Origin of the sequence: Sphaerotilus sp. FB-3 (assembly GCF_023706025.1) — a bacterium.
GTDB lineage: Bacteria > Pseudomonadota > Gammaproteobacteria > Burkholderiales > Burkholderiaceae_C > Sphaerotilus > Sphaerotilus sulfidivorans.
Genome location: NZ_BQWE01000011.1, coordinates 37674 through 52753, shown reverse-complemented (window position 1 = coordinate 52753; position 15080 = coordinate 37674). Strand labels below are relative to the sequence as shown.

Below are 15080 nucleotides of genomic sequence, written 5' to 3'. Positions count from 1 at the left end.
TGTGTACTACTTTACACCAGCCGGTCGATGCCTCACACGACCGCGCCGGCGTTCGGATCGTTCGGATCCTGGTCCTTCTTGGCACCTGCGCTGACCAGATCCTCGCGCCGGACACCCAGCCACATCGCGATGGCCGCCGCGACGAAGACCGACGAATAGATGCCGAAGCAGATGCCGATCGTCAGCGCCACCGCGAAGTAGTGCAGCGTCGGGCCGCCGAACAGCAGCATCGACAGCACCATCATCTGCGTCGAGCCGTGCGTGATGATGGTGCGGCTCATCGTGGTGGTGATCGCGTGGTCGATGACCTCGGGCGTGCTCATCTTGCGGAACTTGCGGAAGGCCTCGCGGATGCGGTCGAAGATCACCACCGACTCGTTGACCGAGTAGCCCAGCACCGCCAGCACCGCCGCCAGCACCGCCAGCGAGAACTCCCACTGGAAGAAGGCGAAGAAGCCCAGGATGATGATCACGTCATGCAGGTTGGCGATGATCGCGGCCACCGCGAACTTCCACTCGAAGCGGATCGCCAAGTAGATCATGATGCCGACGACCACGAAGGCCAGCGCCTTCAGGCCGTCCTCGGCCAGCTCCTTGCCGACCTGCGGGCCGACGAACTCGCTGCGGGTGAGCTTGAGCGGCTCGGTGATGCTGCCGTTGCTGCCGGCCTCGCAGACCTGGCGGCTGATGCTCTCGCCCTTGTCGGTGGTGATCTGCACCGGCTTGACCAGGCCGCCCTCGGCGGCGCACAGCTGGGCGAAGACGCGGCCGACCACCTCGTTCTGCTTGACGCCCTCGCGCAGCGGCAGGCGGATCAGCACATCGCGCGAGGTGCCGAACTTCTGCACCTGGACCTCGCCGAAGTTCATCGCCTCGACGGTGGTGCGGACCCGGGCGATGTCGGCGCTCTGGGCGTACTCGGTCTCGATGACCGTGCCGCCAGTGAACTCGATCGACAGGTGCAGCCCGCGGGTCAGCAGGAAGAACACCGCCAGCACGAACGTGGCGAAGGAGATGATGTTGAACACCAGCGCATGCCGCATGAACGGGATGTCGCGGCGCAGGCGGAAGAATTCCATGAGGTGACTCCCTTCAGGCCTTGGGCGAGGTGACGGCCGGGGCGGCGTCGGCCGGTCCCGGCTGCGCGGCCGGCTTCCAGACCTGGCCGATCGAGACGCCCTGCAGCTTCTTCTTGCGGCCGTACCAGAGGTTGACCAGACCGCGCGAGAAGAGCACCGCCGAGAACATCGAGGTGAGAATGCCCAGGCAGTGCACCACCGCGAAGCCGCGCACCGGACCCGAGCCGAAGGCCAGCAGCGCCACGCCGGCGATCAGCGTGGTCACGTTCGAGTCCAGGATGGTGCCCCAGGCGGCCTCGTAGCCCTTGTGGATCGCCATCTGCGGCGAGGCGCCGGCACGCAGCTCCTCGCGCACCCGCTCGTTGATCAGCACGTTGGCGTCGATCGCCATGCCCAGCACCAGCGCGATCGCGGCAATGCCCGGCAGCGTCAGCGTGGCCTGCATCATCGACAGGATCGCCACCAGCAGCAGCAGGTTCACGCCCAGCGCCAGCGTCGAGAACACGCCGAACAGCATGTAGTAGGCGCACATGAAGACCGCGATGGCGATGAAGCCGTACAGCACGCTGTCGAAGCCCTTGGCGATGTTCTCGGCGCCCAGGCTGGGGCCGATCAGGCGTTCCTCGATGATCTCCATCGGCGCGGCCAGCGAACCGGCACGCAGCAGCAGCGCGGTGTCGGCCGCCTCGACGGGCGTCATCGAGCCGGAGATCTGCACCCGGCCGCCACCGATCTCCGAGCGGATCACGGGGGCCGTCACGACCTCGCCCCGGCCCTTCTCGAACAGCAGGATGGCCATGCGCTTGTTGATGTTCTCGCGGGTGACGTCGCGGAAGATGCGCGCGCCGCGGGCGTCGAGCGTCAGGTGCACCGCCGGCTGCTGGTTGTCGTCGAAGCCGGCCTGCGCGTCGGTCAGGTTCTCGCCGGTCAGCACCACCTGGCGCTTGACGATGATGGGCACGCCGCCTCGCTCCAGGAAGCGCTCGGTGCCGAAGGGCACCGGGGCGCCGCCGCCCAGCGCGGCCTGCGCCTCGGGGCCGTCGTCGACCATGCGCACTTCCAGCGTGGCGGTGCGGCCGATGATGTCCTTGGCCTTGGCCACGTCCTGCACGCCGGGCAGCTGCACGACCACGCGGTCGGCGCCCTGCTGCTGGATCACCGGCTCGGCCACGCCCAGCTCGTTGATGCGGTTGTGCAGCGTATTGATGTTCTGCGTCAGCGCCTGCTGCTGGACGTTGCGGACCGCCTCGGGCTTGATGCGGCCGATCAGCCGGGGCTCGGCGGCGTCGCCGGCCTCGGTCCAGAGCATGTCGGCCTGGGCCAGCGTCAGCGCCTCGCGCGCCTTGGTCTGGGCCTCACGGTCCCGCAGGCGCACCTCGATGCTGTCGCCGCTGCGCTGGATGCCGGCGTGGCGGATCGACTTGTCGCGCAGCAGCGTGCGCACGTCGGTGGACAGCGACTCGGTCTTCTTGGTCAGCGCCGCAGCCATGTCGACCTGCATCAGGAAATGCACGCCGCCGCGCAGGTCCAGACCCAGGTACATCGGCTGTGCGCCCAGCCCGGTCAGCCATTGCGGCGAGCGCGACACCAGGTTCAGCGCGACGATGTAGGACGGATCGGCCGGATCGGGATTGAGCGCGCGAACGATCGCGTCGCGCGCCTTGAGCTGGGTGTCGGTGTCGCCGAAGCGGGCGCGCACCGAGTTGCCCTCGAGCTGGACGAAGTCGGGCTTCAGGCCGGCGGCCTGCAGGGCCTGCTCGACCCGGGGCACCAGAGCGGCATCGACCTTCAGCGTGGCCTTGCCGCTGGAGACCTGGACGGCCGGCGCCTCGCCGAAGAAGTTGGGCAGCGTGTAGAGCAGGCCCACCACCATCGCGACGGCCAGGATCAGGTACTTCCACCAGGGGTAGCGGTTCATCGTTCAGCCTGAGAGCAAGAATTCAGCAAGGAGTCGGGGCGACGGCCCGGCTTACTTGATCGAGCCCTTGGGCAGGACCTGCACCACCGCGCTGCGCTGGCACTGGACCTCGACGCCCGAGGACACTTCCAGCGACACGAAGGACTCGGCCACCTTGGTGACCCGGCCCAGCAGGCCGCCGGCGGTGACGATCTCGTCGCCCTTGGCCAGCGCGTCGATCATCGCCTTGTGCTCCTTCTGCTTCTTCATCTGGGGCCGGATCATGATGAAGTACAGCACCACGAACATCAGCACCAGCGGCAGCAGCTGCATCAGGGACGAGCCGCCTGCGGGTGCGGCGCCAGCCGCCTGGGCGTAGGCATTGGAAATGAACACGTTCGGCTCCTGCAAAGGGGAATAAGGGACAAAGCGCACGATTGTAGGGGTGTCCGGAAACCGGCCGGACCCCAGGTGACCCCACCCGCCCGGGCCGGGGGTCAAGGCGGCAAAAGCGGCAACCGATATCGACGCCATGGACCGCCCTCTTGCGCCCCCTGTCGCCGATTCCCGCCTGTCACGCGCGCTGAGCGCCAGCGCCTGCGGCACGCTGCTGCTGGTCGTGCCGGTGCGGCTCGACGAGATGGCCGCGCTGCTGGGCGCCGCCCTGCGCGAGACGGTGCTGCAGGCGGCGGCCCGGCAGCTCGAGACGGCGCTGCACACGCTGCAGCAGCCCGCCACCGGGGCCGAAGCCCTGCACCGTCGCGGCGACGGCTTCCTGGTGCTGCTGGGCGACGCCTCGCCCGATCATGTCGACACCGCGGCGCGCCTGCTGCTGGATGCGCTGGAGCAGCCGATGGAGGTCGCCGGCCAGCGCTTCTGCCTGGGCGGCTGCGCCGGCCGGGTCGACTTCGATGCGCAGAGCGGGCACGAGGTCGCCACGCTGCTGCGCCAGGCCGATCTGGCCAGCCTGGAGGCCCGCCGGCTCGGTCGCGGCCAGTGCGTCCGGCATGAGGCCGCCACCACGATGGTCGCGATGCGCCGGCTGCGCGCCGAAGACACCCTGCACCGCGGCATCGACCAGATCCGGCTCGACCTGCTGTTCGAGATCCAGGCCGACATGTGCACCGGCGCGCTGACCGGTGCGGTGGTCCTGCCACGCTGGACCCCGGCGCTGGGCGCAGGCCTCGCCGACGGCGGTCGTGGCTGGGCCGCGGTGGCCGCCGACGCCGGGCTGATGCACCGGCTGACCCTGATGCTGCTGCACGGCATCTGCCGCCAGGTGCGGCAGTGGCGCGATCAGGGGCTGGATGTGCCCAGCCTGTCGGTCGATCTGCCGGCCGGGCTCTGGCAGGACCGCGCGCTGGTGTCGATGGTGCTCGACGCGCTGGTCGACCAGGGCCTGCCCGGCGGCACGCTGACGCTGCTGATGCCTGGCGCGGCGCTGTCGGGCGACGCGGACCTGCTGCGCGGCACGCTGCGCTCGCTGCGCGCCACCGGCGTGCGGGTCGGGCTGGCGCGGCTCGGCGATGCCGGCCCGGTCTCGCTGGACACGCTCGGGCGCCTGCCGCTCGACGAGCTGACGCTCGACGCCCGGGTGCTGGAGCGCCTCGGCCAGCGTGACGGCACCCGCATGGCCGCCGCGCTGATCGGCCTGGGCCGGGCGCTGGGACTGCGGGTGGTCGCCGAGGGCGTGCGCAGCGAGGAGCAGCTCGATGTCCTGCGCGCCTGCCACTGCGACGAGTTCCAGGGCCCGCTGCTGTCGCTGCCGGTCGGCGCCACGACGATGACCCAGGTGCTGATGCATGCCCGGGTCCAGCACCGGGTGGTGCTGGACAGCTCGACCGGGACCGCCCCCGGCCCCGGCACGGCCACCGGCGCGGAATCGACCCGCGGCCCGGCTCACCGGACCGGCCGGGTCTCGATCACTGCTGCAGCAGGTTGAGCACGTACCGGCCGCTGGTGCTGCCGGTGCCGCCGCTGGCATAGACCACCCGCACCAGATAGTTGACCGCAGCGGTCGTGCCGTTGCGCACCGTGACCGTCTCCGGCTGGCCTGCCGCCCGCGTGCTCGAGGCCAGCGCGGAGGTGCCCGCGGCGTTGTACAGATAGAGCTGGTAGTTCTGCGTGCTGACCGTGTGGTTCAGCGTCGCCGACAGCGTGCGGCCCGCCGCGACGCTCACCCGGAAATAGTCGGTGTCGGTGGTCGAGGCCACCGTGCCGGCGATGCGCGCATGGGTCGCGGCGATCACGCTGGGCGTGGTGGCGGTGTTGTTCGACTCGACCTCGGTGATCGCGGTCGGCTGCGAGCCCATCGCGGTGTCGACCGCCTTCTTCGCGTCGACGATGCCGGTGCCGATCGTCGTCGTCGTGCCCGGGCTGACCGGGAAGGCACGCGCGGAACTCTTGAGCATGCTCTCGACCTGGTCGGGCGTCAGCGCGGCATTCTTCGCCAGCATCAGCGCCGCCACGCCGGCCACATGCGGCGCAGCCATCGAGGTACCGCTCTTGGGGACATAGCTGTCAGCGCCAGGCACGGTGCTGCCGGCATTGAGGGTCGACAGGATGCCCTCGCCCGGTGCGGCCACATCAACGATCGAGCCATAGTTCGAGAACGAGGTCCGCGCACCGGTGCGGGTGGTCGCACCGACGGTGATCACGCCGGCGCAGTTGGCCGGGCTGGCGTTGGACGCGTTGGTGTTCGAGTTGCCGGCAGAAATCACCAGCATCGCGCTGCGCGAGCGGGCGGAATTGATCGCGTTCTGCATCGTCGTGCCGCAGGCGCCCGAGCCGCCCAGCGACAGGTTGAGCACCCGCGCCGGATAGGCATTGGCCGGAATCCCGGACACGGTGCCGCCCGAGGCCCAGACCACGCCGGCGGCAATGTCGGAGGTGTAGCCACCGCAGGTGCCCAGCACCCGCACCGGCACGACCTGGGCCGAAGGGGCCACGCCCGCGACCCCCAGACCGTTGTTGGTGACCGCGGCGATGGTGCCGGCCACATGGGTGCCGTGCCAGCTGCTCGAACTCGAGCACCAGTCGCCCGGGTCGCGGGCATCGGCATCACGGCCATTGCCGTCGTTGGAGACTGCGGTGTCGGCGATGAAGTCGTAGCCGCCAACGATGTTGGCCGCCAGGTCGGCATGCGGCCGGTAGCCGGTGTCGATCACCGCAACCCGCACGCCCGCGCCCAGCGAGCGGTCCCAGGCGGCCGGCAGATTGATGCCGCCCACCGCCTCGTAGTAGTGCCACTGGCTGGCGAACTGGCTGTCCGACGGCACCCACTGCGGCAGCATCACCAGATCGGGCTCGACCGACAGCACCTCGGCATCCGCCGCAGCCATCTCGCTCGACAGGGTGCGGATCTGCTCCGGCGTCAGCGCGCGGCTGGCGCGAAAGACGCTGCTGCCGTCATGGCCGTCGCGCCGGAAGGCCACCGTCGCGCCGAAGCGGCTGACCACCCGCTCGGCACGCTGGCGATCACGCTCGCGGCGTTCGGGCGAGCGGGCGGCAGCGGCCGCCGAGAACGAGGTGGTGCGGTAATGCACGATGAACTGGTCGGTCATCTTCGGCGCGCTCGGAGCGGCTTCGCTGGCCTGGGCAGACACGCCGGCAGCAGCCAGCAGCACCGCAGTCATCCACCGGACGGGCGGGAAAGGCAGGACACGATACGACATGGGGTTTCTCCTCCTGAGAGTTCGCATCGTGTGCAACAGGCGCCCTGGGATTGTTTCCGCACCAGAGAGTTGCACGCACAAATTCACACTTCAACACAAACGCGAAAAATTGAACTTTCCGCCCGTTGTTTCCAGGATGCACCTCAGCCGGAAACCCCTCCCTGCGCCGCGGCCCGCGCCGCGAAGGCCGCGCGCTGCGCGGCAATCCGGTCGCGCGGGTTGACCTTGGCCACCTGCTCGTCGAGCCGCATCTCCTTGATGAAGCGGCTCGGGAAGGCGCGCCGCACCTCGCGCCCGCGCTTCTGGCGCAGCAGCGTCGTCACCAGCAGCGTGCGCCGCGCCCGGGTGATGCCCACGTACATCAGCCGGCGCTCCTCCTCCAGCCGTTCCACGGTCATCTCTTCCTCCTCGCGCTTGAAGGGCAGCGTGCCCTCGTTGATACCGACCAGCACGACGTGCGGCCACTCCAGGCCCTTGCTGGCGTGCAGCGTCGAGAGCGTGACGACGTTCTGGTCGGCCTCGCCGCGCTCGGCCAGGCTCAGGATCACGCTGATGGTCTGCGCGACGTCGAGCACGCTCTTCGTCTCGGACTGCACCTGGCCGCTGCCGTCCTCGGCGATCTCGCCGCCGCAGCGCCGCGCGATCCAGTCGATGAAGTCGAGCACGTTGGACCAGCGCGCCGCCGCGACCTTGGGGTTCTCCTCGCTGTCGAGCAGGTGCTGCTCGAAGCCCAGCTCGCCCAGCCACTCCATCAGCATCGGCCGCGCCGCCTCGGCGCCCACCGTGTGGCGGGCGCGGTATTCGAGGTCGTTCACATAGCGGCCGAACTCGTGCAGCGAGCCCACCGCCTTGGCCGAGAGCGCCGTGCCGATCGATTCCTGGAACAGCGCCTCGAACAGGCTCACCCGCCACTTGCCGGCGAAGTCGCTCAGGGCCGCCAGCGTCGTGTGGCCGATGCCGCGCTTCGGGGTGGTGATCGCGCGCAGGAAGGCCGGGTCGTCGTCCTGGTTGACCAGCAGCCGCAGCCAGGCGCACAGGTCCTTGATCTCGGCGCGGTCGAAGAAGCTCTGGCCGCCGGAGACCTTGTACGGGATCTGCGCCTTGCGCAGCGCCTCCTCCAGCTTGCGGCTCTGGTGGTTGGCGCGGTAGAGGATGGCGAAGTCGCGCCACTCGGTCGAGCCGGTGTGTTCGCCGGCAGTGTTGGCGCGGATCGCCAGGATGCGCGCCGCCGCGCGCTCGGCCTCGTGCTCCTCCTGGTCGCACTCGACCACCTTGACCGGCTCGCCCTGGCCGAACTCGCTCCAGAGCTTCTTCTGGAAGATCTTCGGATTGAGCGCGATGACGTTGTTCGCGGCGGTCAGGATCGCGCCGGTGGAGCGGTAGTTCTGCTCCAGCGGGATGACCTTCAGGTTCGGATAGTCCTGCGGCAGGCGCTTGAGGTTCTCGATGGTGGCGCCGCGCCAGCCGTAGATGCTCTGGTCGTCGTCACCCACCGCGGTGAAGATCCCCTGCTCGCCCACCAGGGCCTTGAGCAGCTCGTACTGGGTCGCGTTGGTGTCCTGGTATTCGTCGACCAGCACATGGCGCAGCGTGCGGCGCCATTTCTCGCGCGCTTCCTCGTGCTGCTGCAGCAGCTTCAGCGGCAGGCCGATCAGGTCGTCGAAGTCCACCGCCGAGTAGGCCGCCAGGCGCTCCTCGTAGAGCTTCATCACCCGGGCGGCGACGCGCTCGTCGTCGTCCTGCGCGGCGGCCTCGGCCTGCTCGCAGCTCAGGCCGTTGTTCTTCCACAGGCTGATGGTCCACTGCCAGCGCCGCGCCACCGCCGCGTCGGTGGTGCCGCCGGCGTCCTTCAGCACGCCCAGCACGTCGTCGGCATCCAGGATCGAGAACTTCGGCTTCAGGCCGAGCCTTTCGCCGTCCTCGCGCAGCATGCGCACGCCCAGGGAGTGGAAGGTGGCGATCACCAGATCCTTCGACGCCCGCGCGCCCACCAGCGAGCGCGCCCGCTCGCGCATTTCCTGCGCCGCCTTGTTGGTGAAGGTGATCGCGCCGATCTGCTTCGGGGCCAGCCCCGCCTGCAGCAGCCGGGCGATCTTGTGCGTGATCACCCGCGTCTTGCCCGAGCCCGCGCCCGCCAGCACCAGACAGGGGCTGTGCAGGTGGTGGACGGCTTCGAGCTGGGCGGGATTGAGGGTCGAGGGGGCGTCGGCCATGGCGGGGCTCCGGGCACGCAGCGGCAGGGACTGCGGGCGGCGATCATAGCCAGCCCTCCCCGACCCGGCCTGATGCGGCCTGATCCGCAGCCGATCCGCAGGCGATCAGTAGGTCTTGTACGGCAGGAACTTGCCGCTCATCGTGATGCTGACCCGGTCGCCCTTGGGGTCGGGCTCGCGCTGCAGGTCCATGCGGAAGTCGATCGCGCTCATGATGCCGTCGCCGAATTCCTCGTGGATCAGTTCCTTGAAGGTCGTGCCGTAGACGCTGACCAGCTCGTAGAAGCGATAGATCAGCGGATCGGTCGGCACCGAGGTCGGCAGCGAGCCCTTGTACGGCACCACCTGCAGCCAGCGCGCCTCGGCCTCGCTGAGGTCGAACAGGCGGGCGATGACCGCGGCCTGCCCGGCGTCGAGCGTCATCTGGCCCAGGCAGGCGGCGGTGACCCATTCTTTGCTGAGCCCCACCTCGCGGGCCACGTCGGCCCACTTCAGGCCCTTGGCCACCTTGGTGGCGATGATCTTTTCGGTCACGTCGAGTCGGCTCATGGCGCATGCCTCCATCAGGGTCGCGGTTCAGTCGGATTCAGTCGGATGCCGCCCGGGGCCGGGCGCGCCGCACCAGGGCGGTGCAGCGGCCCACGCCGTCAGACAGGCCGACGGGAACTGCAAGCGATGTGCCTGCGCGCCGCGCGCCGTTCAGGACGAACGCTGCTCAGCCCTGCACTTCCGGCCAGACGGTGTGGAAGAACTGGCCGGCCGGGCGGTCGATGCGCTCGTAGGTGTGCGCGCCGAAGAAGTCGCGCTGCGCCTGCAGCAGGTCGGCGGGCAGACGCGCGCTGCGGAAGGCGTCGAAGAAGGCCAGCGAGGCCGACATCGCCGGCACCGGCACGCCGGCCAGCATCGCCTGCGCGACCACCCGGCGCCAGGCCGGCTGCGCGCCGTTGAGCGCCGTCTCGAAGTACGGCGCCAGCATCAGGCTGGCGGGCGCCTGGCCGTCGGCATGGGCCTCGGCGATGCGGTTGAGGAACTGCGCGCGGATGATGCAGCCGCCGCGCCACAGCCGCGCGATCGCGCCCAAGTCGAGGTCCCAGCCGCGCTGCGCGCTCATCGTGCGCATCAGGTCCAGGCCCTGCGCATAGCTGACGATCTTGCTGGCGTAGAGCGCCTGGCGCAGCAGCTCGACCCACTCGGCCGCCGGCAGGTCGATGCGTGCCTCGGGGCCCTGCAGCCGGGTGCTGGCCACCAGCCGCGTGGCCTTCATCGACGACAGGATGCGCGCGTCCACCGCCGCCCCCATCGTGCTGACCACCACCGCGTTCTGCGCCGCGTTCATCAGCGTCCACTGGCCGGTGCCCTTCTGGCCGGCCTTGTCGAGGATGACGTCGACGATCGGCGCGCCGGTGTCCGGGTCGCGCTGCGCCAGGATGCGCGCGGTGATCTCGATCAGGTAGCTGCGCAGCTCGCCGCGGTTCCATTCGTCGAAGACGGCGGCCATCGCGTCGGTGTCGAGGCCGGCGGCGCGCATCAGCGCGTAGGCCTCGCAGATCAGCTGCATGTCGCCGTACTCGATGCCGTTGTGGACCATCTTGACGTAGTGGCCCGCGCCGCCCGGGCCGATGTGCGAGACGCAGGGCTCGCCGTCGACCTTCGCGCTGATCGCCTCGAACATCGGCCGCAGCGCGGTCCAGGCCTCGACCGGACCGCCGGGCATGATGGCCGGGCCCTTGCGCGCGCCCTCCTCGCCGCCGGAGACGCCGGCGCCGACGAAGCACAGGCCGCTGGCGGCCAGCTCGGCCGAGCGCCGCTCGGTGTCGGCGAACAGGCTGTTGCCGCCGTCGACCAGGATGTCGCCCGGCGACAGCAGCGGCGCGATCTTCGCGATCACGTCGTCCACCGGCGCACCGGCGTTGACCATCATCAGCACCTTGCGCGGCGCGGCCAGGCTGGCGACGAAGTCGGCCAGCGACTCGAAGCCGTGCAGCCGCCCGGTGGTGTCATCGGCCACGCTGCGCGCCACCGCCTGCGGCGAGCGGTCATGCAGGCTGACGTCGAAGCCGTGGTCGGCGAGGTTCAGGGCCAGGCTGCGGCCCATCACCCCCAGGCCGATCAAGCCGATAGGATGCTTGGTGGTCATGCGGGAGTCCGGTTCTTTTCGGGAAAACCCTCGATTTTCCATGCAGCCCGCTGTCGACCGGCTGTCAGGGGCTCCCGTGGGGCGGGACGGGCGCGCCCGGACTATCGACGGGACGGGCGGGGGACTTGATCGGCGGGCCCAGCGCGTGTCATGAACTTCCCGCCCGCCGTTTGATGGCGCTGAAAAGCTGAATCCATGAGCCGCAAACCCCACCCGAGCGACATCAGGGTTGCAGCGTGATGCTGCGGAACGCCTGCGCCGCCATCGGCCGGTCCTTGCACGCCACGCCGTTGGTCACGACGCCGCCGTCATCGCTCAGGAGCTGCAAGGTGCCTCCACCTCCCAGCGGCTCGAACAGCACCTCCGGCCTGAAGCCGACAAGCTCGCTGCTGTCGACGATCAGCGGCGCGTCGTGCTTCTGGCCCGACCAGCGGTACAGCGTGAACGCACCGGCGTCGGCAGCCGGCCCGGCAACGATCCAGTAACCACGGCCGTCCAGGGCGCGTTCGATGCTGCGAACACCACGGCCGCGCAGTTCGAGCAGGATGGGCTCGCCGAAGCGTGCCTTGCGCCCGGACGCGGCCGTCACCAGCTCCGCGGGGTTGAGCAACGGCACCAGCAGCGCCCGGCCGTTGGGCACCGGGTTGCGGAATCCGACCAGCAGGCTGCCATCGGGCATCGCCGCCAGCCCTTCGATGTTGAGCCCGCCGGGCGCTTCGGGTGCGAGCTTCGCGGCATCGCCGAGACGCAGACCCGCCAACGTCGGCGCGGCGGCCAGGTCGTCGAGCAGACCGCGGTAGGGTGTTCCTGCCGGGGTGACGCCCGGCTGCGCACCCGGATCGATGTCGGTGGCGAAGAAACGCTGCCGGTCGGGCCGCAGCTTGCCCTTGCTGTTGCGGCCGTGCGAGGCGATCCAGTAGATGCGCTGGCCGACAGCCGCCGCCGCTTCGAGATCCGACTCCTTGTTGCCGCTGGCGAGGAAGGCGGCAAGCGGCGCCTCGCCCACGGGCTCCGGCCGGCCGCGCCGGTAGACGCGCAAGGTGTTGTCCTCGTCGCCCGCGACGACAAAATGATCGGCGTCCAGGGCGACGGCAGCCGACGCGTCGCATGGACCGCGGTAGCTCATGGCCGCGGAGGCGGATGCGCCCGGCGCGGAACCGGCGAACAGCGTCAGCGCAAGGGCCGACAACATCGAAACGGCGTGGGGCAATGGCATGCTGATCCTTGCTTGCGGTTCAAAGCACCCGCAGCACCTCGAACTGGAGTCGCTTGGGGGCGACCTGTATCGACACCTCATCCCCCTCGCATCTGCCCAGCAGGGCCCTGCCCAACGGGGCATCGGTGCTGATGACCTGGACGATCTGAGCGCCGCTGACCAGCTGCATGCTGCCGCCATCGGGGCCGAGAAAGAGCCGCTGCTGCCTGTCTTCGGCGTCGACCAGGCAGACCAGCGCACCGAGCTGGATGCCTTTGCCGGCGTCGTAGGGCAGCGGGCGGAACTGGCGCCAGCGGGCCAGTGCCTGGCGGATGGCTGCGGCGCGACGGGCTTGGCCGGTGGCCAGGTAGGCGGCTTCGAGCCCCAGGGTGTCGTACTTGTTCTCGGCGATGTTTTCTTCGTGGGTCGCCGTTTCATGGGCCTCCCGCACGGCCTCTTCGGCCTGCAGCAGGTCTTCGGAGAGCCGTTGCAGAACCTGCTGCTGCAGCAAGAATTTATCCATGGGTGCGGTGGGCGTCTCGAACAAGCGGGGGGCTGGCCTGGATTATGGAGGGCTCCACCAGCCTTCGACGGGTCTGTTCATGGCACATCAGTCCTCAGCTCCCTGGCAAAGCGCGCAGCCCGCACGAAGGTGAAATAGCGACCTCTTCGCGGGCGTGATGCCGGGTTTGGCAGCCCGAATGGCGCTGGACGGGCCGGGACTCGGCTGGCTACAATGGCTGCAACACGGCCCCTGTCGGTTGATGCGCTTCGGTGCAAAGACTGCTCAGGGGTTTTTTCATGGCTGGCCCGATCCCAAGGGTCACCAAGGGCGTGTCTGCCAGCCGGGATCCACGCCCATGCCGTGCAGATTGAGTCCCAGGTGATCTAGCGCGGGGAAGTCCTCCTCCAGCAGTCGCTTGAACCGCTGGCCCCACTGCGATGCTGGATGGATGATCTTCAGCAGATGGTGCGCGATGCAGAAAAGCTGGAACGGGCGTGCCCGCAGTTGGGCATCTGTGTGAAAGGCGGTCAGCGCGGGGACTTCTGCCGGAGGCGGCAGCTTCGGCTGATCCACCACGTTGCGGTTCCACAGCCGGCTGTGGTGGGCGCAGACATTGCGCAGGTAGTTCAGGCTGCGCAGCCATGTCGCGAAGATGCGGCCGTTGCTCACGCCGTAGCACTTGGCGATGTGGTCCTGGTCGGCTTCCTTCAATCCCCCGTAGAGACGCGAGAGCGCCCCGAAGTCCCAGACCTCGCAGGCCACCCAGATCGCCAGCGGCAGGCCATAGCGGCTGCGATTGTGCTCGATGAATTTTTCCTTCGAGCGGTTGATCAGCCGGGCTTGATGGGCCAGCCAGTCGTGGTGCGTGGTCAGTCCGGTCTTGGGGTCGAGGGCGGCGCTGAAGCTGTGATGGAAGAGATCCGGTTTCAGGTAGGCGAACCGGTCTTGGCGGCCCAGGTGATGCGACACATCCACGCGCAGCGCCACCTCGATGCGCTCCAGCGCATCCAGCACGAGCAGGCGCAGCTTCTTGTCGAAGATGTACAGATCGACAGCGTTCTGGAAAGTGGCGACGGGCTTGAAGGTGTCCAGCACGAACGATTCCGTGCGCACCTTGGCGGGCTTGCGGCCTGTGGCCGGATCGAGCGGGCAGCAGATGCCCGAACGTTCGCGCATCGCGTACCAGTAGCCGGCTCTGTTGCACAAAGCCCGTCGTCGCTGCTCGTAGACTGAGCCCGTGAGCAAAGCCAAGAAGCGCCGGACGACGTACCGCACGAAGAACTGGAAGACCTACAACGCGGCGCTGAAGGCGCGAGGTGCGCTGACGCTGTGGCTGGACCGTGACATGCAGTGGCTGGCCAAGCCGTCGGGCAAGCGCGGTCGCCAGCAGACCTTCTCGGACGCGGCGATCCAGTTCTGCCTGAGCATCAAGGGCCTGTTCAGGCTGGCCCTGCGGCAAACGCTGGGGCTGGTGGAGAGCTTGCTGCGGCTGGCGGGGCTGGACTGGCCGGTGCCGGACTACAGCACGGTGTGTCGGCGCCAGAAGACGCTGCAGGTTCAGATCGGCTATCGGTCCAGCGCGCAGCCCTTGCAGCTGCTGGTCGACAGTACCGGGATCCAGTTCCTGGGCGAAGGCGAATGGAAACGCAGGAAGCACGGGGCCGAGTACCGGCGCGAGTGGCGCAAGGTGCATCTGGGCATCGACGCGCAGACGCTGGAGATCCGGGCGGTCGAGGTCACCAGCAACACGATTGGCGACGCGCCGATGATGCCGGAGCTGCTGGCACAGATTCCGCCCGAAGAGGCGATCGCCAGCGTTACCGCGGACGGCGCCTACGACACGCGAGCCTGCCGGGACGCGATTGCCCTGCGCGGGGCGCAGGCGGTGATTCCTCCGCGCAAGAACGCCAGCCTGTGGCGCGGGCCCAGTCCGGGCACCGAGTCTCGCAACGAAGCGGTGCGTGCGTGCAGCCGGCTGGGCAGACGGATCTGGAAGACCTGGAGCGGCTACCACCGGCGCAGCCTGGCGGAGACCAAGATGCACTGCCTCAAGCGCCTGGGCGAGCGGGTCACGGCGCGCACCTTCGAGCGTCAGGTGGTGGAGCTGCATGTGCGCGTGGCCCTGCTCAACCGCTTCGGTCAGATCGGCCGGGCGCAGACCGTGCCGGTGGCCGCCGTGGCATGAGTCCGTCTGGGGTAGGGGTCATGGCGTCTGCGGGCCGCTTTGTGCAACAGAGCCCCAGTAGCCGCTGAGCCGGTAATAGCCGATGCGCTCCAGGCATTCCAGCGCCTTGGGCCGGTCGGTCACGATCAGGCCGCGCCGGTGCAACTCGTCGAGCTGATCTTCGTAGCTGCGCCAGGGTTTGCTGTAGAGGGTCAT

The 15080-nt window shown here is 69.1% G+C and carries 13 protein-coding genes; 2 read left to right on the top strand and 11 right to left on the bottom strand.

Annotated features, from left to right (window positions below; all coding sequences use genetic code 11):
* Positions 1–32: 32 nt before the first annotated feature.
* The 3 genes from secF to yajC are packed head-to-tail and all read right to left on the bottom strand — an operon-like array spanning position 33 to position 3372.
* Positions 33–1079, bottom strand: a complete 1047-nt coding sequence (gene secF, locus NFT33_RS05300; protein ID WP_251673693.1) for a protein translocase subunit SecF — start codon at positions 1077–1079, stop codon at positions 33–35.
* 13 nt (positions 1080–1092) lie between these two features.
* Complete coding sequence (gene secD / locus NFT33_RS05295; RefSeq protein ID WP_251673692.1) at positions 1093–2997, bottom strand: protein translocase subunit SecD; 1905 nt, start codon at positions 2995–2997, stop codon at positions 1093–1095.
* A gap of 51 nt (positions 2998–3048) precedes the next feature.
* Positions 3049–3372, bottom strand: a complete 324-nt coding sequence (gene yajC / locus NFT33_RS05290) for a preprotein translocase subunit YajC (protein ID WP_149504887.1) — start codon at positions 3370–3372, stop codon at positions 3049–3051.
* A 136-nt stretch (positions 3373–3508) separates the two neighbouring features.
* Between yajC and NFT33_RS05285 the strand changes: the two genes are divergently transcribed.
* Positions 3509–4918: a bifunctional diguanylate cyclase/phosphodiesterase gene (locus NFT33_RS05285; protein ID WP_251673690.1), complete on the top strand. Its 1410-nt coding sequence runs from the start codon at positions 3509–3511 to the stop codon at positions 4916–4918.
* Here the strand turns inward: NFT33_RS05285 and NFT33_RS05280 are convergent.
* From NFT33_RS05280 to NFT33_RS05250, 7 genes are all read right to left on the bottom strand, one after another.
* Complete coding sequence (locus NFT33_RS05280) at positions 4899–6650, bottom strand: S8 family peptidase (RefSeq protein ID WP_251673688.1); 1752 nt, start codon at positions 6648–6650, stop codon at positions 4899–4901. The two genes, NFT33_RS05285 and NFT33_RS05280, sit on opposite strands and share 20 nt — an antisense overlap.
* A gap of 143 nt (positions 6651–6793) precedes the next feature.
* The gene (locus NFT33_RS05275) at positions 6794–8863 is read right to left on the bottom strand and encodes an ATP-dependent helicase (RefSeq protein WP_251673686.1); all 2070 of its coding nucleotides are present in this window, start codon (positions 8861–8863) and stop codon (positions 6794–6796) included.
* 105 nt (positions 8864–8968) lie between these two features.
* Positions 8969–9412 (bottom strand): cyanase, encoded by a 444-nt coding sequence (gene cynS / locus NFT33_RS05270; protein ID WP_251673684.1) that lies wholly within the window; start codon positions 9410–9412, stop codon positions 8969–8971.
* Between the two features lie 166 nt (positions 9413–9578).
* Positions 9579–11000 (bottom strand): NADP-dependent phosphogluconate dehydrogenase, encoded by a 1422-nt coding sequence (gene gndA / locus NFT33_RS05265; protein WP_251673682.1) that lies wholly within the window; start codon positions 10998–11000, stop codon positions 9579–9581.
* Positions 11001–11223: 223 nt separating this feature from the next.
* Positions 11224–12216 carry a DUF3616 domain-containing protein gene (locus NFT33_RS05260; protein ID WP_251673680.1) on the bottom strand — a complete coding sequence of 331 codons (993 nt, stop codon included), beginning with the start codon at positions 12214–12216 and terminating at the stop codon, positions 11224–11226.
* A gap of 19 nt (positions 12217–12235) precedes the next feature.
* Complete coding sequence (locus NFT33_RS05255; protein ID WP_251674080.1) at positions 12236–12718, bottom strand: GreA/GreB family elongation factor; 483 nt, start codon at positions 12716–12718, stop codon at positions 12236–12238.
* 300 nt (positions 12719–13018) lie between these two features.
* Entirely contained in the window at positions 13019–13975 is a 957-nt protein-coding gene (locus NFT33_RS05250) for an Abi family protein (RefSeq protein WP_473964563.1), read from the bottom strand.
* On the opposite strand from NFT33_RS05250, the gene NFT33_RS05245 reads away from it, so the two are divergent.
* The gene (locus NFT33_RS05245) at positions 13938–14885 is read left to right on the top strand and encodes an IS5 family transposase (RefSeq protein ID WP_251673675.1); all 948 of its coding nucleotides are present in this window, start codon (positions 13938–13940) and stop codon (positions 14883–14885) included. The genes NFT33_RS05250 and NFT33_RS05245 overlap by 38 nt on opposite strands.
* 18 nt (positions 14886–14903) lie before the next feature.
* Here the strand turns inward: NFT33_RS05245 and NFT33_RS05240 are convergent, their stop codons facing one another.
* Positions 14904–15080 carry a hypothetical protein gene (locus NFT33_RS05240; RefSeq protein ID WP_251673674.1) on the bottom strand — a complete coding sequence of 59 codons (177 nt, stop codon included), beginning with the start codon at positions 15078–15080 and terminating at the stop codon, positions 14904–14906.